The organism is Cellulomonas sp. WB94, from assembly GCF_003115775.1.
GTDB lineage: Bacteria > Actinomycetota > Actinomycetes > Actinomycetales > Cellulomonadaceae > Cellulomonas_A.
This window is the reverse complement of the sequence record NZ_QEES01000002.1, coordinates 867711-886959: the sequence shown is the minus strand read 5'-3', so window position 1 is coordinate 886959 and position 19249 is coordinate 867711. Positions and strand designations below refer to the sequence as shown.

The following is a 19249-nucleotide window of genomic DNA, read 5'->3' as shown; positions in this document are numbered from 1 at the left end:
GCAGATCCATAGGTGGCACACAAGTTACCCAGGAGGAATCTCAGCAACCCCCGCCAGGGTGACGTCATGACTCGGATGTCCCGCGCGGAGCGGACGGCAGGTGCGCGCGCGCCACGGCGCGGCAGTCGCGCGAAGACCCTGACGAACGCCGGGCTCGTCGCCGTGCTCGCCCTGACCGGCGCGGGCACCTGGTGGTACCTGCACCCGTCGAGCGCCCAGGCGGAGACCGGCGCGACCGTCCGTACCGCGACGGCCACGGTCGGCACGGTCACCTCGACCATCTCCGCGCAGGGCAACATCGCCGCCGCGACGACGTCGTCCCCGACGTTCGTCGTCGCCGGGACGGTCGCGACCGTCGACGTCAAGGTCGGCGACGTCGTGACGGTCGGGCAGCGGCTCGGGACGCTCGACACCGCCGCGCTCGACGACGCGGTCACGCAGGCGCAGGCCACGGTGACGAGCGCGCAGCAGCAGGTGACGACTGCGGGCCTCCAGCTCACGGCCGCGAAGCAGTCGCTGGCCGACGCGCAGACGGCGCTGGCGACCACGACGACGAGCCCGACGGGCGTCACGACGACCCAGGGCTCCGCTTCCCAGGTCACGAACGCGAAGGCCCAGGTCAGCAGCGCGACGTCCCAGGTGACGACCGCCGTGGCTGCGGTGGCGCAGGCCAAGGCGGACCTCGCGACAGCGCAGGAGAACGTCGGCAAGGCGGTGCTGACCGCGCCGATCGCGGGCACCGTCACGGCGGTCGGCGCCACAGTCGGCTCGACGGTGGGCAGCGCGTCGAGCGGGTCGAGCGGGTCGACGGGCGCGAGCTCCTCGTCGGCGACGACCGCGTCGAGCGGCTTCGTGACGATCGCCGACCTGACGGTCCTGACGACCTCGGCGTCGTTCGCGGAGGCCGACGCGGCCCACCTCAGCGTGGGTCAGTCCGCCGCGGTGACGTTCCCCGCCGTCCCGAGCGCGTCCGCGACGGCCACGGTCACCTCGATCTCGCCGACCGGCACGACGACCAACGGCGTGGTCACGTACGCGGCGACCCTCACGCTCGACGCCCCGCCCGCCGGTGTCAGGCTCGGGCAGACCGCGGACGTCACGGTGACGACCGCCCAGGCGGTCGACGTGGTCACGCTGCCGAGCACCGCGGTGACGGTCGGGACGGTGGCGGCGGACGGCACGACGACGGGAACGGTCCGGCTCGTCGCGGCCGACGGCACGACGACCCCGACGGCCGTGACGATCGGCCTGCAGGGCGACTCGACGACCCAGGTCGTCGCGGGCGTCGCAGCGGGTGACACGGTCGAGGTCTCCCTCGACACCGCGGTCACGACGACGAACCTGCAGCAGCTCCGGGGCAGCTTCGGCGGCGCGGGCGCGTTCCCGGGCGGCGCCGGGTTCACCGGCGGCCGGAACGGCGGCTGATGGCTGGCGCGCCACCCACCTCCGCGGGGGCGTTCGGCGAACCCGCCCGGCGCGCGCCTGCACCGACCCGAGCGATCGGAACCACGGGCCCGTCCGACAGCCCACTCACCCCCGCACGAGAGGCACGACCATGACGACCCCCGACCCGCAGCCGAACCCCGCGCAGCCGAACCCCGCGCAGCCGAACCCCGCGGAGCCGAACCCTGCGCAGCCGCAGCACGGGATCCCCGCTGAGGACCTCCTCGCGCAGCGACCCGCGGCCATCGCCGAGCCGGTCCGCGCCTCGATCCCGACCCGCGGTCGGCCGTCGGTGACGACGATCCTCGCCGGTGCCGTCGTGGCGGCCCTGCTGTTCGCCGGCGGGCTGCTCGTCGGCCACGCCACCTCGTCGACCGCGACCGCCCAGGACGCCGCCGGCGGCTTCGCCGGGAACGGCCGGGCCTTCGGTGGAGCGGGTGGTCCAGGCGGCGCGGGCAGTGCCGCCGGTGTCGGCCGGACCGGCGGAGCCGACGACGCGGGGGCCCTCGGCGGCCCGGGCGGCTTCACGTCCGGGAAGATCACGTCGATCGACGGCTCCACGCTCACGATCACGACGTCGGACGGCACGACCGTCACGGTCACGACCACGTCGAGCACGACGGTGTCGACGACGGCCGAGTCGGACGTGTCATCGCTCGCGACCGGCGACACGGTGACGGTCGTCGGGGAGGCCGCGGCGGACGGCTCGGTCGCGGCGCAGCGGATCAGTGAGGGCACCGGCGGGTTCGGTGGCTTCGGCGGCCAGGGCGACGGCGCTCGGCCGGAGGCGAACCCGGCGCCGACCAGCTGATTGCGAGCCGCCGTCGCCCGCGAGCCGTCGTTGACCGCACCCGGTCGAGCGGCCAAGGTGTGCGCATGGGCCACCACGCCGCGGACGTCGCCATCCGGATCGAGGCCCTGCGCGTCGTGCGCGGCGGCCGGCGCGGTGTCGTCGTCCTGCCGGGCCTCGACCTGCTGGTCCCGGCCGGGCAGGTCGTCGGGCTGCTGGGCCCGAGCGGGAGCGGCAAGACGACGCTGATGCGGGCGATCGTCGGCGTCCAGACCGTCGAGAGCGGCACGGTCGAGGTGCTCGGCCTGCCCGCCGGGCACCCGGACCTGCGCCGACGCGTCGGGTACGTGACGCAGGCCCCGAGCGTGTACGGCGACCTGACGATCACCGAGAACCTCCGGTACTTCGCCGCCGTCGCGCACGCGGGTCCGGGGGACGTGGACCGTGCGATCGAGGACGTCGACCTCGCCCGGATGGCCGGACGCCGGGTCGACCGGCTGTCGGGCGGCGAGCGGTCGCGCGTGTCGCTCGCGGTCGCACTGCTGGCCTCGCCCGACCTGCTCGTGCTCGACGAGCCGACGGTCGGGCTCGACCCGGTGCTGCGCCGCGACCTGTGGGACCTGTTCGGGCGCCTCGCCGAACGCGGGACGTCGCTGCTCGTCTCGAGCCACGTGATGGACGAGGCGACGCGCTGCGACCGGCTGGTGCTGCTCCGCGACGGCGAGGTCATCGCCGATGCGACGCTCCCGGACCTGCTCGAGGAGACCGGCGCCCCGGACGTCGAGCACGCGTTCCTGGAGCTCGTCGACCATCAGCGCCGCCGACCGGAGGAGGACCGATGAGCGCGCGCCTGACGTGGGCGACCGCGGGGCGGGTGCTGTCGCAGGTCCGGCACGACCCGCGGACGATCGCGATCCTGCTCCTGCTGCCGTGCCTGCTGCTGTGGCTGATCTCGTGGATGTTCGAGGGCACCCCGGTGCTCGACCAGTTCGGCCCGCTCCTGCTCGGGCTGTTCCCGCTCATCGTGATGTTCATCGTGACCAGCGTCGCGACGCTGCGCGAGCGCACGACGGGCACGCTCGAGCGCCTCATGGCGAGCCCGATCGGCAAGGGCGACGTGATCGCGGGCTACGCGGTCGCGTTCGCGCTGCTCGCGGTGGTCCAGGCCGTCGTGCTGACGTCCTTCACGGTCGGGGTGCTCGGCATGAACAGCCGGGGATCGCTGGGCCTGATCATGCTCGTCGCGGTGCTCGACGCGATCCTCGGCTCGACGTTGGGCCTGGCCGCCTCGGCGCTCGCCCGCACCGAGTTCCAGGCGGTGCAGATGATGCCGGTGTTCTTGTTCCCCCAGCTCATCACGTGCGGCCTGCTCATCCCGCGGGCGGCGATGCCGTCGGTGCTCGAGGCGATCTCGCGCGTGCTCCCGCTCACGTACGGCATCGACGCGCTGCAGCGGCTCGAGGTGGGCGCGACGTTCACGGACGTCCGCGACGACGTGCTCGTGATCGTCGGCTTCATCACGCTGGCCGTCGTGGTCGGGTCGACGACGCTGCGCCGCCGCACGCCCTGACGACCCGAGCGGGGGTCCGCGCGCCCGATCGCGCCTGATCTCGCGATGACGGCCTCGTGCTGTGGCTAGGCTCACCCCCAGGTGACGGGCACGCGACGACGAGGACATGATGGCCGACGACGAGGGCACGACGACGGACGAGACCCCCACGGCGGTACCAGGTATGCACGTGGCGGTGCTGGGCGGCGGTGTCATGGGCGCCACGCTCGTCGCGGCGGTGCTGCAGGCCGGCTGGTCGGCCGACGACGTGGACGTGACCGAGCGCTACGCGGCGCGCGCGACGGAGCTCTCGCAGCTGTACGGCGTCAACTCCTCCGAGACGAACCCGACCGCGGTGCGCCGGGCCGACGTCGTCCTCATCGCGCTCAAGCCCGCCGTCGTGCCGGAGGTGCTCGACGAGATCGCCCCGGCGCTGCGTCCGGGCACCCTCGTCGTCAGCGTCGCGGCGGGTGTCCCGATCGCGGCCTACGAGCAGCGGCTGCCGGCGGGCACACCGGTCGTGCGCGTCATGCCGAACACTCCCGCCGTCATCGGCCACGGCGCGAGCGCGATCGCGGCGGGGACGCACGCGACCGAGGACCACCTCGCACTCGTCGAACGCGTGCTCGGTGCGACGGGCCTCGTCGTCCGCGTCCCCGAGAAGGACCTCGATGCCGTGACCGCGATCTCCGGGTCGGGACCGGCCTACGTCTTCTACGTCATCGACGCGCTCGCGGAGGCGGGGGTGCTGCTCGGGCTCACGCGCGAGCTCGCGACCCGGCTCGCGGTCGCGACCGTGGAGGGGTCCGCGGCCCTCGCGCAGCAGTCGGGCGAGCATCCGGTCGTGCTCCGCGAACGGGTGTCGTCCCCGGGCGGCACGACGGTCGCCGGGGTGCGCGAGCTCGACGCGCACGGCGTCCGGGCGGCGTTCGTGGCTGCGGCCGAGGCTGCGCGTGACCGCTCGCGCGAGCTCGCCGCCGAGTCGGCGAAGTAGGACCGCGCGTGTCCACCATCGTGCCCGTGTCCACCTCTGCGCCGCAGCGTCGTCGGCCGCCGGCCATGAGCGACGTGGCCGCGCTCGCGGGCGTCTCCCACCAGACCGTCTCGCGCGTGCTCAACGACCACGACAGCGTGCGTCCCGAGACGCGCGCGCGGGTCCAGGACGCCATCGCCCAGCTCGGCTACCGCCGCAACAGCGCGGCCCGCGCGCTCGTGACCAGGCGCTCGGGGATCATCGGGGTCGTGACGACCGAGTCGGCGCTGTACGGCCCGACGAGCACGCTGGTCGCTCTCGGTGGGGCGGCGCGTGACATCGGGTACTTCGTCAGCGTCGCGACGATCAGCCAGTTCGACTCCGAGGCCATGCACCGCGCGCTCGAGCACTTCATGGGCCAGGGCGTCGAGGGCATCGTCATCATCGCGCCGCAGGACGAGGCGTCGGCCGCGGTCGAGACGTTCGACGCCGAGGTTCCTGTCGTGATGGTCATGTCCGGGGTGCAGGCGCCCACCGAGTCGCTGCGGTGGGTCGGCGTCGAGCAGTTCGACGGCGCGCGGATGGCGACCCGGCACCTCATCGAGGCCGGGCACCGCGAGATCGTGCACCTCACCGGTCCGCTCAACTGCTTCGACGGCCGCGCCCGGCTCGAGGGGTGGACCGCGGAGTGCACCGCGGCGGGCCTGGTCCTCCCGGAGCCCATCGTCGGCGACTGGACGGCCGAGCGCGGGTACGCGGTCGGCCGGGACCTCGCGCGCCAGGGCGCGCCGACCGCGGTGTTCGCCGCGAACGACGAGCTCGCTCTCGGCCTGCTGCGCGCGTTCTGGGAGGCGGGCCTGCGGGTGCCGCACGACGTGGCCGTGGTCGGCTTCGACGACATCTCGAGCTCGGCGTACTTCATCCCGCCGCTGACGACCGTCCGGCAGGACTTCGCGGCGCTCGGCCGGCTCGCGATCCGCGCACTCACGGATGCGCTCGCGGGCGTCGACGAGCTGTTGGCGCCGATCCCGACGACCCTCGTGGTCCGCGCCAGCTCGCTCGAGGAGCCGTACCCGCGCAAGGCTTGACTTCCCCCGCCGTGTGAGCGTTAACATTGCCGAGGCCACCGACGTCCGTCGGGGGCCGTGCGATGGCGACGGGACAGCGACTCGATGGCGACGACGGTAGATCCCCGACGGGCCCTCGTGGTGGGTGTCGACTACGGGACGCTCTCCGGACGGGCCGTCATCGTCCGGGTGCACGACGGCGCCGAGCTCGGCTCTGCCGTCCTGGCCTACCCGCACGCGGTCATGGACCGCACGCTCACCGCCGGACCGGCCGGTGTCGCCGGCACCCCCGTGGCGCTGCGCCCCGACTGGGCGCTCCAGGTCCCGTCCGACTACGTCGACGTGCTCAGGTCCGCCGTTCCGGCCGCGCTCGCCGCCGCCCGGGCCGAGCACGGCGCCGACGTCGTCGACCCGAGCCTCGTCATCGGCATCGGCACCGACTTCACCGCGTGCACGATGGTCCCGACGACCTCCGACGGCACGCCGCTGAGCGAGCTGCCGCAGTTCGCGGACCGCCCGCACGCGTACGTCAAGCTGTGGAAGCACCACGCCGCGCAGGGTCAGGCCGACCGCATCAACGACCTCGCCCACGCCCGCGGCGAGTCCTGGATCAACCGCTACGGCGGCCTCATCTCGTCCGAGTGGGAGTTCGCCAAGGGCCTGCAGCTCCTCGAGGAGGACCGCGAGGTCTACGACGCGACCGAGCACTGGGTCGAGGCCGCCGACTGGATCGTCTGGCAGCTCTCGGGTCGCTACGTCCGCAACGCCTGCACGGCCGGGTACAAGGGCATCTACCAGGACGGCGCGTACCCGAGCGAGGGGTTCCTCGCGGCGCTCAACCCCGACTTCGCGGGCTTCGTCGCGGACAAGCTCGCCCACGAGATCGGCAGCCTCGGCGCCGCCGCCGGCACGCTGACCGCCGAGGCCGCCGCGTGGACCGGGCTGCCCGAGGGCATCGCGGTCGCGGTCGGCAACGTCGACGCGCACGTCACGGCCCCCGCGGCGGGCGCCGTCGAGCCGGGGCAGATGACCGCGATCATGGGCACCTCGACGTGCCACGTGATGAACGGCGAGTCGCTCCACGAGGTCCCCGGCATGTGCGGCGTGGTCGACGGCGGGATCGTCGACGGCCTGTGGGGCTACGAGGCCGGGCAGTCCGGTGTCGGTGACATCTTCGGGTGGTTCGTCGACACGTCGGTGCCCCCGGCGTACGTCGACGCGGCCGCCGCGCGCGGGATCTCGGTGCACGAGCACCTGACCGAGCTCGCCGCGCGTCAGCAGATCGGCGAGCACGGTCTCGTCGCGCTCGACTGGCACTCGGGCAACCGCTCGGTGCTCGTCGACCACGAGCTGTCCGGGGTCGTCGTCGGGCAGGCGCTCGCGACCACCCCGGAGGACCAGTACCGCGCGCTCCTCGAGGCGACCGCGTTCGGCACCCGCACGATCGTCGAGGCGTTCAACTCCTCGGGCGTCCCGGTCACCGAGCTCGTCGTGGCGGGCGGGCTGCTCAAGAACGCCCTGCTCATGCAGATCTACGCCGACGTGACGCGCCTGCCGCTGTCCACGATCGCGTCCGACCAGGGCCCGGCGCTCGGCTCGGCGATCCACGCGGCGGTCGCTGCCGGCGCCTACCCCGACGTGCGCGCGGCCGCCCAGGTCATGGGCCGGCGCACGGTCGCGGCGTACACCCCGATCGAGCCGAACGCGCTCCGCTACGACGCGATCTTCGCCGAGTACACGCTCCTCCACGACTACTTCGGAAGAGGTACGAACGACGTGATGCACCGACTCCGCGCGATCCGCCGCGCAGCAACCTCCCCCCAGCCGGCACCCCCCGCCGAGACTGCGCCCATGGCTGGTCCCGACGGTACTGAGACAACCATCAGCGCAGTCTCGGCGACGGCGGTGTTCGCGTGAGCGGGGCGAGCGGGCTGGCCGGGTACCCCTTCGAGGTCCGGGCGGAGGTCGAACGCGTCCGGGAGGTCGTGGCCCGGCTGCACGCCGAGCTGCCGCGGTGGGGGCTCGTCGTGTGGACCGCGGGCAACGTCTCGCAGCGCGTGAGCGTCCCGGGCTCGCCCGACCTGCTCGTGATCAAGCCCTCGGGGGTGACGTACGACGAGCTGACCGCCGAGTCGATGGTCGTGTGCGACCTCGACGGGAACCTCGTCGACGGCACCCGCGCACCGTCGTCGGACACCGCGGCGCACGCCTACGTGTACCGGCACATGCCCGAGGTGGGCGGCGTCGTGCACACGCACTCCACGTACGCGACCGCGTGGGCCGCGCGCGCCGAGCCCGTGCCGTGCGTCCTGACGATGATGGCCGACGAGTTCGGCGGCCCGGTGCCGATCGGCCCGTTCGCGCTCATCGGCGACGACTCGATCGGCCGCGGCATCGTCGAGACCCTGCGGGAGTCGCGGAGCCCGGCCGTGCTCATGCGCAACCACGGCCCGTTCACGATCGGCAAGGACGCGAAGTCCGCCGTCAAGGCGGCCGTCATGGTCGAGGAGGTGGCGCGCACCGTGCACATCTCCCGCCAGCTGGGCGAGCCCCTGCCGATCCCGCAGTCCGACATCGACGCGCTGTTCGACCGGTACCAGAACGTGTACGGGCAGGCCAGCACCGCAGTCAGCAGCACCCCACCGAGCGACGGCGACGCCGACGCAGATCAGGAGAACGCGCGATGAGCAAGCCGTACGCCGACCGTGAGGTCTGGTTCCTCACCGGCAGCCAGGGCCTCTACGGCAAGGACACGCTGCGGCAGGTCGCCGAGCAGTCCCAGGAGATCGCGCGCGCGCTCGACGCGTCGGGCGACGTCCCGGTCAAGATCGTCTGGAAGCCCGTCCTGACCGACTCGGGCGCCATCCGCCGGGCAGCGCTCGACGCGAACGCCGACGACGCCGTCATCGGGGTCATCGCCTGGATGCACACGTTCTCGCCCGCGAAGATGTGGATCGCCGGTCTCGACGCGCTGCGGACGCCGCTGCTGCACCTGCACACGCAGGCCAACGTCGAGCTGCCGTGGTCGACGATCGACATGGACTTCATGAACCTGAACCAGGCCGCGCACGGCGACCGTGAGTTCGGCTACATCCAGACCCGGCTCGGGGTCGCCCGCAAGACCGTCGTGGGTCACGTCTCGAACCCGGCCGTGACCGCGTCGATCGGCACCTGGGTGCGGGCGGCGGCCGCGTGGTCGGCGACGCACGAGCTCAAGCTCGCGCGGTTCGGCGACAACATGCGCAACGTCGCGGTCACCGAGGGGGACAAGACCGAGGCGGAGCTGCGCTTCGGGGTCTCGGTCAACACGTGGGGCGTGAATGACCTCGTGGCCGCGGTCGACGCCGTCGCCGACGCGGACATCGACACGCTCGTCGCGGAGTACGAGGACCTGTACGACGTCGCCGCCGAGCTGCGTCGTGGCGGCGAGCGGCACGACTCGCTGCGCTACGGCGCGCGTCAGGAGCTCGCGCTCCTCTCCTTCCTCGGCGAGATCGGGGCGACCGCGTTCACGACGAACTTCGAGGACCTCGGTGCGCTGCGCCAGCTGCCCGGCCTCGCCGTCCAGCGGCTCATGTCGCAGGGCTTCGGCTTCGGCGCCGAGGGCGACTGGAAGACGGCCGTGCTCGTCCGCGCCGCGAAGGTGATGGGCGCCGGGCTGCCCGGTGGCGCCTCGCTCATGGAGGACTACACGTACAACCTCGTGCCGGGTGCCGAGAAGATCCTCGGCGCGCACATGCTCGAGGTGTGCCCGTCGCTGACTGCGACGAAGCCCTCGCTCGAGATCCACCCGCTCGGCATCGGCGGCAAGGAGGACCCGGTCCGCCTGGTCTTCGACACCGACTCGGGCCCCGGCGTCGTCGTCTCGCTGGCCGACATGCGTGACCGGTTCCGGCTGACGGCCAACGTCGTCGACATCGTCCCGCCCGACGAGGCGCTGCCGAAGCTCCCCGTCGCGCGTGCCGTCTGGAAGCCGCAGCCCGACTTCGCCACGTCCGCCGAGGCCTGGCTGACCGCGGGCGGGGCGCACCACACGGTGCTGACGACGGCCGTCGGCGTCGACGCGTTCGAGGACTTCGCCGAGATCGCCAGGACCGAGCTGCTCGTGATCGACAAGGACACGACGCGGCGCGGCTTCCGCCAGGAGGTTCGCTGGAACGCGGCCTACTACCGGCTCGCCCAGAGCCTCTGACCGTCACCAAACTGAGTTCAAGTGTTATAGACATGTGACCCGCCATGGCGGTCAGCATGCCGATGTGAGCGCTAACCTGAGTTTCTGGCCTGAACGGCTGGACGCTCAGAACGTCCTGAACGTCAGGCCCGCACCATCGATCGACCGGCGATGCAGCCGTCAGTCAATCTCAACGAGGAGAGCACATGCGCATCAAGCACGTTGCCGCCATCGCGGCGGCATTCACCCTCACACTGGGCCTCGCGGCCTGCAGTGGTGGCGGTGCAGGTACGACGGCCGAGCCCAGCACGTCGGGTTCCGCCGCCGCCGCAGCACCTGCAGCAGAGGGCGCCCTCGTGGGCGTCGCGATGCCGACCAAGTCCTCCGAGCGCTGGATCGCTGACGGCAACAACGTCAAGACCCAGCTCGAGGCGCTCGGCTACAAGGTCGACCTCCAGTACGCCGAGGACGACATCCCGACCCAGGTCAACCAGATCGACACGATGATCACCAAGGGCGCCAAGCTCCTGATCATCGCCTCGATCGACGGCACGGCGCTGACGAGCCAGCTCGAGCAGGCGCACGCCAACGGCATCCAGGTCATCGCGTACGACCGCCTGATCCGGAACTCGGCGAACGTCGACTACTACTCGACCTTCGACAACTTCAAGGTCGGCGTGCAGCAGGCCACCTCGCTCCTCACCGGGCTCGGCGTCCTCGACGCCTCCGGCAAGGACGCGGGCAAGACCGGCCCGCTCAACGTCGAGCTGTTCGCCGGCTCGCCGGACGACAACAACGCGACGTTCTTCTTCAACGGCGCCATGAGCATCCTGCAGCCGTACATCGACTCCAAGGTCCTCGTCGTCAAGAGCGGCCAGACGGACTTCAAGACCGTCGCCACCCTGCGTTGGGACCCGGCCACGGCCCAGTCCCGCATGGAGAACCTGCTCACCTCGACGTACTCGGACGGCTCGCTCGTCTCGGGCGTCCTGTCCCCGTACGACGGTCTGTCGATCGGCATCCTCGGCGCCCTCAAGGGCGTCGGCTACGGCACGGCCAGCCAGCCGTGGCCGATCGTGACCGGCCAGGACGCCGAGGCGGCCTCGGTCAAGTCGATCATCGCGGGCGAGCAGTACTCGACGATCTACAAGGACACCCGTGAGCTCGCCAAGGTGACGGTCGCCATGACCGATGCCATCCTCAAGGGGAACACCCCCGAGGTGACGGACACGAAGACCTACGACAACGGGGTGAAGGTCGTCCCGTCGTACCTGCTCGACTCGCAGATCATCGTCAAGGACAACTACAAGAAGGTCCTCGTCGACGGCGGCTACTACACGGAGGCCGACCTGAGCTGACGCTCAGGCGCTTCCATCGCAGTACGGCGCTCCGCCGGCGGGAACCCCCGCCGGCGGAGCACCGCCCCGAACTAGTGAGATCGGCTGGGACATGAGCGACGACATCCTGGAGATGCGCAGCATCACCAAGACGTTTCCCGGCGTGAAGGCACTGCAGGACGTCAGCCTGTCCGTGGCGCGTGGTGAGATCCACGCGATCTGCGGAGAGAACGGCGCCGGCAAGTCCACGCTGATGAAGGTGCTCTCGGGCGTGTACCCGCACGGCACCTATGAGGGCGAGATCTACTTCGACGGCGAGCTGTGCGAGTTCGCGAGCATCAATGCGAGCGAGGCCCGCGGCATCGTCATCATCCACCAGGAGCTCGCGCTGAGCCCGCTGCTCTCGATCGCCGAGAACATCTTCATGGGCAACGAGCAGAGCTCGCGCGGTTTCATCGACTGGAACAAGACGAACGCCGAGGCGGCCAAGCTGCTCGAGCGCGTCGGCCTCGATGAGAACCCCGTGACGCGCATCGCCGACATCGGTGTCGGCAAGCAGCAGCTCGTGGAGATCGCCAAGGCGTTGTCCAAGGAGGTCAGGCTGCTGATCCTCGACGAGCCGACCTCGGCGCTCAACGACGACGACTCGGCCCACCTGCTCGACCTGCTCCGCCAGCTGAAGGCGGAGGGGATCACGTCGATCATGATCTCCCACAAGCTCAACGAGATCGCCGCGATCGCCGACTCCACGACGATCATCCGCGACGGCAAGACCATCGAGACGCTCAACATGGTCCGCGACGACGTCAGCGAGGACCGGATCATCCGCGGGATGGTCGGTCGCGACCTGGAGCACCGGTTCCCGGAGCACACGTCGAACGTCGGCGCCGAGGTCCTGCGCATCGAGGACTGGACCGTGCACCACCCGATCCAGCACGAGCGCATCGTCGTCAACGGCGCGAGCATCACGGTGCGTCGCGGGGAGATCGTCGGGCTCGCCGGGCTCATGGGCGCCGGCCGCACCGAGCTCGCGATGAGCCTGTTCGGCCGTGCGTACGGTGCCAACATCTCCGGCCGGGTCTACAAGGACGGCCAGGAGGTCCACCTGCACACCGTCTCGGACGCCATCGACGCGGGCATCGCGTACGCGACCGAGGACCGCAAGCGGTACGGCCTGAACCTCATCGAGGACATCAAGCGCAACATCTCGGTCTCCGCCCTCCGCAAGCTGTCCCGCCGCGGGTGGGTCAACGACAACGAGGAGACGAAGATCGCGCAGGAGTACCGCGTCAGCATGAACATCAAGGCGCCCTCGGTGCTCGCGATCGCCGGAAAGCTGTCCGGCGGGAACCAGCAGAAGGTCGTCCTGAGCAAGTGGATCTTCGCTGACCCGGACGTGCTCATCCTCGACGAGCCGACCCGCGGGATCGACGTCGGTGCCAAGTACGAGATCTACACGATCATCAACCGCATGGCCGACGCCGGCAAAGCGGTCATCTTCATCTCCTCCGAGCTGCCCGAGCTGCTCGGCATGTGTGACCGGATCTACGCGATGAGCGCGGGCCGGATCACCGGCGAGGTACCGCGCGAGCGTGCGACCCAGGAAACCCTCATGCAGTACATGACCAAGGTAAAGGACTGAGCCGGATGGGCGCCCTCGAATCGGTGAAGTCACTCTTCACCAAGAACCTTCGCCAGAGCGGTATCTACCTGGCGTTCGTCGCCATCATCATCCTGTTCTACTTCCTGACCGACGGCATCCTCCTGACGCCGCAGAACGTCACGAACATCGTCGTGCAGAACTCCTACATCCTGATCCTCGCGATCGGCATGGTGATCGTCATCATCGCCGGGCACATCGACCTCTCGGTCGGCTCGGTGGTCGCATTCACCGGCGCTGTCGCGGGTGTCCTGACGGTCCGCCAGGGCCTGCCGTGGTGGGTCGGCGTGATCGGCGCGCTCGTCATCGGCGCGGTCGTCGGTGCGTGGCAGGGGTACTGGGTCGCGTTCGTCGGCATCCCCGCGTTCATCGTCACCCTCGCGGGCATGCTCATCTTCCGCGGCGCGACGATGGTGACGCTCGGGAACACGCAGATCTCGCCGTTCCCGGACGCGTTCCGCAACATCGCGTCGGGGTACGTGAACGGGTGGCTCGGCGGCAACGGGGTCGACGTCTTCACGCTCGTGCTCGGCGCGGTCGGGGTGGCCGGCTTCGCGGTGAGCCAGTGGAGGAGCCGGCGTGCCCGCATCGCCTACCAGCAGGTCGTGGACTCCCTGCCCATGTTCATCGGGCGCATCGTGCTCATGGGCATCGTCGCGATGGCGTTCGCCTGGGAGCTCGCGAAGTACAAGGGCCTGCCGATCGTCCTGGTCGTCCTGGCGGTCCTGATCCTCGCGTACTCGGCCATCGCCAAGCGCAGCGTCTTCGGTCGCCACGTCTACTCGATCGGTGGCAACCTCAACGCGGCGATGCTCTCGGGCATCAAGGTCAAGTGGGTCAACTTCTGGATCTTCGTGAACATGGGCGTGCTGTCCGGTCTGGCGGGCATCGTCTTCACCGCCCGCCTCAACCTGGCCAACCCGAAGGCTGGCACGGGCTTCGAGCTCGACGCGATCGCGGCGTGCTTCATCGGTGGCGCGGCGGTGACCGGCGGTGTCGGCACGGTCATCGGCACGATCATCGGTGGTCTGATCATCGGTGTCATGAACAACGGCATGTCGATCATGGGCGTCGGCATCGACTACCAGCAGGCCATCAAGGGCCTCGTCCTGCTGCTGGCCGTCGCGTTCGACGTCTACAACAAGCGGCGGGCCGGCGCCGGGCGCTGACCTGGATGCCCTGACCGACGCAGCAGAGCGGGCGGTGCTTGCGACCCACGGGTCGTCGGCACCGCCCGCTTCGTCGTTCACGGGGGCGTGGGTCGGCGGGTACGTGACCGGGTTGACAGGGTCGCCTAACTGTTACCCAGCCGTGACCTGAAGTCGTGTCAAAGCGGTGCATGTTAACGCTAACGTCGGACCGAGGGCGGTGGGGACCGCTCTCAGCGGACTCACCCACCCGAGGACGATGCCGGCGACGATGCCGGCCCTGCATCTCAAGGAGGAGATCCATGTCCCACAGCAAGCACAAGCGGATCAGCGTCGTCGGGGCCCTGGCCGCGACCGCACTCATGGCCCTGGCGGCCTGCAGCAGCGGCGGGAGCACGGGCACCACGACGTCGGGCGCCGCGGCCGGCTCGGGCGACAAGCTCATCACCGTCGGCTTCTCCCAGGTCGGCTCGGAGAGCGGCTGGCGCGCGGCCAACACCAAGGACATCCAGGAGACGCTCACCAAGGAGAACGGGTTCGACCTGAAGTTCTCCGACGCCCAGCAGAAGCAGGAGAACCAGATCCAGGCGATCCGGACCTACATCGCGCAGGGTGTCGACGTCATCGCGTTCTCCCCGGTCGTCGAGTCCGGCTGGGACGCGGTGCTGGAAGAGGCCAAGGCCGCCAAGATCCCCGTCGTGCTCACCGACCGTGCGGTCGACTCCAAGGACACGTCGCTGTACGTGACGTTCCTCGGTTCCGACTTCATCAAGGAGGGCAAGGCTGCGGGCGACTGGGCCGTCACCGAGTTCGGCGACAAGCCGACCAACATCGTCGAGCTGCAGGGCACGACGGGCTCGGCCCCGGCCAACGACCGCATGGCAGGCTTCAAGGAGGCCATCGCGTCGCACACGAACCTCAAGATCATCGCGTCCCAGACCGGCAACTTCACGCGGTCCGAGGGCAAGACGGTCATGGAGGGCTTCCTGCAGGCCAACCCGAGCATCGACCTCGTCTTCGCCCACAACGACGACATGGGTCTCGGCGCGATCGAGGCCATCGAGGCCGCGGGCAAGGTCCCGGGCAAGGACATCAAGATCGTCACGGTCGACGCGGTCCACGACGGCATGCAGGCGCTGGCCGACGGCAAGATCAACTTCATCGCCGAGTGCTCGCCGCTGCTCGGTCAGCAGCTCGCCGACGTCGTGAAGCAGGTCATGGCGGGCAAGACGCCCGAGAAGCGCATCATCACGACGGAGACCACGTTCACGCAGGAGCAGGCCAAGGCTGCTCTCCCGACGCGCAAGTACTGAGCGCCGGGAGCCTCGCTCCACTGGTCAGCAGAGTGTCACGGCCGGACGATGTCGGTGGTTCGCCACCGGCATCGTCCGGCCCGGCACCCGCCCGTCGGAAGGCCGTCGCATGACCGAATCACCCGCCGCCGTCGAGATGCGCGCCATCTCGATCGAGTTCCCCGGCGTGAAGGCGCTCCAGAACGTCGACTTCACCCTCCGCCCCGGCGAGATCCATGCGCTCATGGGGGAGAACGGCGCAGGCAAGTCCACGCTCATCAAGGCCCTCACGGGCGTCTACACGATCGACTCCGGGTCCATCGTGGTCGACGGCACCGAGCAGGCCTTCGCCGGTCCCGCGGCCGCACAGGCCGCCGGCATCAGCACCGTCTACCAAGAGGTCAACCTCTGCGCCAACCTCACGGTCGCGGAGAACATCATGCTCGGCCACGAGCCGCGGCGCGGGAGCTCGATCGACTGGCGGGCCACGAGGGCCGAGGCCGCGACGTACCTCGCGCGCCTCAACCTCACGATCGACCCGAGGTCGTCGCTGTCCGCCCACTCGCTCGCGGTGCAGCAGCTCGTGGCCATCTGCCGGGCCATGGTCGTCGACGCCAAGGTCCTCATCCTCGACGAGCCGACGTCGAGCCTCGACGCGGGCGAGGTGGAGCAGCTGTTCACGGTCATGCACTCGCTGCGCGACCGCGGCGTCGCGATCCTCTTCGTCTCCCACTTCCTCGAGCAGGTCTACGAGATCTCCGACCGCATGACGGTCCTGCGCAACGGACAGCTCGTCGGCGAGTACGCCACGAGCGCGCTGCCGCGGCTCGACCTGATCTCGAAGATGATCGGCACGTCGCTCGCCGTCCTCGAGGAGCTCGAGGACGCACCCAAGCAGTCGGTCGCGGCCCTCGCGCACACCACCCCGTACCTCCAGGCCATCGGCCTCGGCCGACGCGGAGCCATCGAGCCGTTCGACCTCGACCTGTACGCGGGGGAGGTCGTCGGGCTCGCGGGCCTGCTCGGCTCGGGCCGCACCGAGCTCGCTCGCCTGCTCACGGGCGCCGACCGGCCGGACCACGGCCAGACGCGCATGGGCGACGCCGTCGTGCACCTGCGCACGCCGCGCTCGGCGCTCGCGCGCAAGATCGCGTACTCCTCGGAGGACCGCAAGGCGGAGGGGATCGTCGCGGACCTCACGATGCGCGAGAACATCCTGCTCGGCCTGCAGGCCGAACGCGGGTGGACCCGGCGCATCCCCGCGCGCCGCGCCGAGGAGATCGTGCAGCAGTACATCGCTGCGCTCGACATCCGGCCTCCGAACCCCGACATCCCCGCCCGGAACCTGTCGGGCGGCAACCAGCAGAAGGTCCTGCTCGCCCGCTGGCTCGCGACCGCACCCAAGCTCCTGGTGCTCGACGAGCCCACCCGCGGCATCGACGTCGGCACGAAGGCGGAGATCCAGCGGCTCGTCACCGAGCTGGCTCGGGACGGCATGTCCGTGGTGTTCATCTCCTCGGAGCTCGAGGAGGTCCTGCGGGTCAGCCACCGGGTCGCGGTCCTGCGTGACCACCACAAGATCGCCGACATCGAGAACTCGGACGTCGGCGTCGACGACATCGTCGAGCTCATCGCGAGCGGAGGGCGGGCCTCATGACCGCGTGGAAGACGTTCGTCGGGACCAAGATCTTCTGGCCCGTCATGGCGCTGGTCGCGCTGCTCGTGGCCAACACCGTCAAGACGACGAACTTCGTCAACATCCGCGTCCAGGACGGGCACCTGTTCGGGGCACTCATCGACATCCTGCGCAACAGCTCACCGCTGCTCCTCGTGGCCGTCGGCATGACGCTCGTCATCGCCACCCGCGGCATCGACCTCTCGGTGGGTGCCGTCGTGGCGATCTCGGGCGCGGTCGCGTGCAGCTACATCGCGTCGTCGTCGAACCCCACTGGGGTCGTGACCGTGCTCACCGCCGTCGCGATCGCCGCGGTCCTCTCGCTCGTCCTCGGGGCGTGGAACGGGTTCCTCGTCGCGGTCGTGGGCATCCAACCGATCATCGCGACGCTCGTGCTCATGACGGCCGGTCGCGGGATCGCGATGCTCATCACCGGCGGCCAGATCACGACGATCAACAGCCCGCCGTACAAGATGATCGGCTCCGGGTTCTGGCTCGCCGTCCCGGTCGCGGTCCTCATCGCAGGGAGCCTGTTCGCGATCGTCGCGGTCGTCACCCGCCGCACGGCCCTCGGCATGCTCATCGAGTCGGTCGGCATCAACCCGCAGGCCAGTCGGCTCGCGGGCGTCCAGGCGCGGACGATCATCTGGACCGTGTACGCCATCGCCGGGCTGTTCGCCGGCATCGCCGGGCTCATGATCAGCTCGAACGTCATGGCGGCCGACGCGAACAACGCCGGGCTCTTCATCGAGCTCGACGCGATCCTTGCGGTCGTGATAGGTGGGACGTCGCTCGCGGGCGGCAAGTTCTCGCTCGCCGGGACGCTCGTCGGGGTGCTCGTGATCCAGACCCTCACGCTCACCGTGACGATCCTCGGTGTGCCGCCCGCGGTGACCCCGCTGTTCAAGGCGGTCGTGGTCATCGCCGTCTGCATCATGCAGTCCCCGGTGGTCCGGAACCGGCTCGCCTCGAGACGGCGCATCCCCGTCGTCGCCCCCGTCCCCGCGAAGGTGGGTGCCTGATGACCACTCCCGACGTCCTGCCGACGACGGACGTGACCCGCGCAGAGCCGGACGGTCCCCGCGCACGCCTCACGCGCGTGGCCCGGTCCGTGCACGTGGACCGGCGGTTCCTGCCGGTCCTCGGCGCCCTGGTCGTCCTGGTGCTGATGTTCGTGGTCGGGGGCGTGCGCTACGAGAACTTCCTCTCGGGCCGCGTCGTGTCCAACCTGTTCATCAACAACTCCTACCTGATCGTGCTCGCGGTGGGGATGACGTTCGTCATCATCACCGGCGGCATCGACCTGTCGGTCGGCGCGGTCGTCGCGCTGTCCGGCATCACGGCGGCCTCGCTGTTCGAGAGCGGGTGGCCGGCGTTCGTCGTGATCCCGCTCGTGATCCTCATCGGCTCGGCGCTCGGGCTCGTCGTGGGCGTCATGGTCCGCGTGTTCGAGATCCAACCGTTCATCGCGACGCTCGCTGCGATGTTCCTCGCGCGCGGGCTCTGCTACGTCATCAGCCTGTCGTCGATCCCCATCACCGACCCCACGATCGTGTGGCTCTCCAGCACGCGCATCCCCCTCGGGGAGACGTGGACGCTCACGCCGAGCGGCATCATCGCGCTCGTCGTCGTCGCCGTGGCGTTCTACGTGCTGCACTACACGCGGTTCGGCCGGACCGTGTACGCGATCGGCGGCGGTGAGAGCTCCGCGGTGCTCATGGGTCTGCCCGTCGCCCGCACCAAGGTCCTCGTGTACGTGATCAGCGGGACGTGCGCGGGCATCGGCGGCTTCCTGTTCAGCATCTTCTCCCGATCGGGCTACTCGCTGACCGGCGTCGGCATGGAGCTCGACGCGATCGCGGCCGTGGTCATCGGCGGGACCCTGCTGACCGGCGGGAGCGGCTTCGTCCTCGGGTCGGTCCTCGGCGTCCTCGTCCTCGGGCTCATCCAGACGATCATCACGTTCCAGGGCACGCTGAGCTCGTGGTGGACGAAGATCTTCATCGGCGTGCTGCTGCTTGCCTTCGTCGTCCTGCAGCGGGCGATCGCGGCGCGACGACGATAGGGCGGGCCTGGTCGTCGCGGGCCCGGTCGTCGGGAGCCCGGTCGTCGGGAGCCCCGCGGGCGGGCCGCACTACGCTCCC

General features: G+C 70.4%; 16 protein-coding genes. All 16 read left to right on the top strand.

Features of this window, described 5'->3' with window-relative positions; all coding sequences use genetic code 11:
• The first annotated feature begins 66 nt into the window (after positions 1-66).
• The 16 genes from DDP54_RS05225 to yjfF all read left to right on the top strand — a co-directional run bounded on the left by DDP54_RS05225 (position 67) and on the right by yjfF (position 19170).
• A complete protein-coding gene (locus DDP54_RS05225; protein WP_109130850.1) occupies positions 67-1425 on the top strand; it encodes a biotin/lipoyl-binding protein in 1359 nt (452 codons plus the stop codon).
• Positions 1426-1555: 130 nt separating this feature from the next.
• Positions 1556-2254 (top strand): DUF5666 domain-containing protein, encoded by a 699-nt coding sequence (locus tag DDP54_RS05220; protein WP_109130849.1) that lies wholly within the window; start codon positions 1556-1558, stop codon positions 2252-2254.
• A 65-nt stretch (positions 2255-2319) separates the two neighbouring features.
• Positions 2320-3075 (top strand): ABC transporter ATP-binding protein, encoded by a 756-nt coding sequence (locus tag DDP54_RS05215; RefSeq protein ID WP_109130848.1) that lies wholly within the window; start codon positions 2320-2322, stop codon positions 3073-3075.
• The gene (locus DDP54_RS05210; protein ID WP_109130847.1) at positions 3072-3803 is read left to right on the top strand and encodes an ABC transporter permease; all 732 of its coding nucleotides are present in this window, start codon (positions 3072-3074) and stop codon (positions 3801-3803) included. The genes DDP54_RS05215 and DDP54_RS05210 overlap by 4 nt, the downstream gene beginning before the upstream one ends.
• Before the next feature lie 109 nt (positions 3804-3912).
• Positions 3913-4776 carry a pyrroline-5-carboxylate reductase gene (gene proC, locus DDP54_RS05205; RefSeq protein WP_242448229.1) on the top strand — a complete coding sequence of 288 codons (864 nt, stop codon included), beginning with the start codon at positions 3913-3915 and terminating at the stop codon, positions 4774-4776.
• 8 nt (positions 4777-4784) lie between these two features.
• Positions 4785-5843, top strand: a complete 1059-nt coding sequence (locus DDP54_RS05200; RefSeq protein WP_242448228.1) for a LacI family DNA-binding transcriptional regulator — start codon at positions 4785-4787, stop codon at positions 5841-5843.
• 84 nt (positions 5844-5927) lie between these two features.
• Positions 5928-7739: a ribulokinase gene (gene araB, locus DDP54_RS05195; RefSeq protein WP_109132367.1), complete on the top strand. Its 1812-nt coding sequence runs from the start codon at positions 5928-5930 to the stop codon at positions 7737-7739.
• Complete coding sequence (locus tag DDP54_RS05190) at positions 7736-8509, top strand: L-ribulose-5-phosphate 4-epimerase (protein ID WP_109130845.1); 774 nt, start codon at positions 7736-7738, stop codon at positions 8507-8509. Before araB ends, DDP54_RS05190 begins: the two co-directional genes overlap by 4 nt.
• On the top strand, positions 8506-10014 hold the full coding sequence (araA, locus tag DDP54_RS05185) for an L-arabinose isomerase (protein ID WP_109130844.1): 1509 nt from the start codon (positions 8506-8508) through the stop codon (positions 10012-10014). Before DDP54_RS05190 ends, araA begins: the two co-directional genes overlap by 4 nt.
• A gap of 185 nt (positions 10015-10199) precedes the next feature.
• Positions 10200-11351, top strand: a complete 1152-nt coding sequence (chvE, locus tag DDP54_RS05180; protein WP_109130843.1) for a multiple monosaccharide ABC transporter substrate-binding protein — start codon at positions 10200-10202, stop codon at positions 11349-11351.
• A 91-nt stretch (positions 11352-11442) separates the two neighbouring features.
• A complete protein-coding gene (gene mmsA, locus DDP54_RS05175) occupies positions 11443-12972 on the top strand; it encodes a multiple monosaccharide ABC transporter ATP-binding protein (protein WP_109130842.1) in 1530 nt (509 codons plus the stop codon).
• A 5-nt stretch (positions 12973-12977) separates the two neighbouring features.
• Positions 12978-14159 carry a multiple monosaccharide ABC transporter permease gene (gene mmsB / locus DDP54_RS05170; RefSeq protein ID WP_109130841.1) on the top strand — a complete coding sequence of 394 codons (1182 nt, stop codon included), beginning with the start codon at positions 12978-12980 and terminating at the stop codon, positions 14157-14159.
• A 281-nt stretch (positions 14160-14440) separates the two neighbouring features.
• Positions 14441-15451, top strand: coding sequence for an ABC transporter substrate-binding protein (locus DDP54_RS05165; RefSeq protein WP_109130840.1), 1011 nt, complete (start codon positions 14441-14443; stop codon positions 15449-15451).
• Between the two features lie 109 nt (positions 15452-15560).
• Complete coding sequence (locus DDP54_RS05160; protein ID WP_109130839.1) at positions 15561-17087, top strand: sugar ABC transporter ATP-binding protein; 1527 nt, start codon at positions 15561-15563, stop codon at positions 17085-17087.
• Positions 17084-18127, top strand: a complete 1044-nt coding sequence (locus DDP54_RS05155; RefSeq protein WP_109130838.1) for an ABC transporter permease — start codon at positions 17084-17086, stop codon at positions 18125-18127. The genes DDP54_RS05160 and DDP54_RS05155 overlap by 4 nt, the downstream gene beginning before the upstream one ends.
• The gene (gene yjfF, locus DDP54_RS05150) at positions 18127-19170 is read left to right on the top strand and encodes a galactofuranose ABC transporter, permease protein YjfF (RefSeq protein WP_109130837.1); all 1044 of its coding nucleotides are present in this window, start codon (positions 18127-18129) and stop codon (positions 19168-19170) included. The genes DDP54_RS05155 and yjfF overlap by 1 nt, the downstream gene beginning before the upstream one ends.
• Positions 19171-19249 lie beyond the last annotated feature (79 nt).

Excerpts from the sequence above, each read along its gene's own strand:
- DDP54_RS05225 (WP_109130850.1), top strand. The coding sequence starts at position 67 with ATGACTCGGATGTCCCGCGCGGAGCGGACGGCAGGTGCGCGCGCGCCA.
- DDP54_RS05220 (WP_109130849.1), top strand. The coding sequence starts at position 1,556 with ATGACGACCCCCGACCCGCAGCCGAACCCCGCGCAGCCGAACCCCGCG.
- DDP54_RS05215 (WP_109130848.1), top strand. The coding sequence starts at position 2,320 with ATGGGCCACCACGCCGCGGACGTCGCCATCCGGATCGAGGCCCTGCGC.
- DDP54_RS05210 (WP_109130847.1), top strand. The coding sequence starts at position 3,072 with ATGAGCGCGCGCCTGACGTGGGCGACCGCGGGGCGGGTGCTGTCGCAG.
- proC (WP_242448229.1), top strand. The coding sequence starts at position 3,913 with ATGGCCGACGACGAGGGCACGACGACGGACGAGACCCCCACGGCGGTA.
- araB (WP_109132367.1), top strand. The coding sequence starts at position 5,928 with ATGGCGACGACGGTAGATCCCCGACGGGCCCTCGTGGTGGGTGTCGAC.
- araA (WP_109130844.1), top strand. The coding sequence starts at position 8,506 with ATGAGCAAGCCGTACGCCGACCGTGAGGTCTGGTTCCTCACCGGCAGC.
- chvE (WP_109130843.1), top strand. The coding sequence starts at position 10,200 with ATGCGCATCAAGCACGTTGCCGCCATCGCGGCGGCATTCACCCTCACA.
- mmsA (WP_109130842.1), top strand. The coding sequence starts at position 11,443 with ATGAGCGACGACATCCTGGAGATGCGCAGCATCACCAAGACGTTTCCC.
- mmsB (WP_109130841.1), top strand. The coding sequence starts at position 12,978 with ATGGGCGCCCTCGAATCGGTGAAGTCACTCTTCACCAAGAACCTTCGC.
- DDP54_RS05165 (WP_109130840.1), top strand. The coding sequence starts at position 14,441 with ATGTCCCACAGCAAGCACAAGCGGATCAGCGTCGTCGGGGCCCTGGCC.
- DDP54_RS05160 (WP_109130839.1), top strand. The coding sequence starts at position 15,561 with ATGACCGAATCACCCGCCGCCGTCGAGATGCGCGCCATCTCGATCGAG.
- DDP54_RS05155 (WP_109130838.1), top strand. The coding sequence starts at position 17,084 with ATGACCGCGTGGAAGACGTTCGTCGGGACCAAGATCTTCTGGCCCGTC.
- yjfF (WP_109130837.1), top strand. The coding sequence starts at position 18,127 with ATGACCACTCCCGACGTCCTGCCGACGACGGACGTGACCCGCGCAGAG.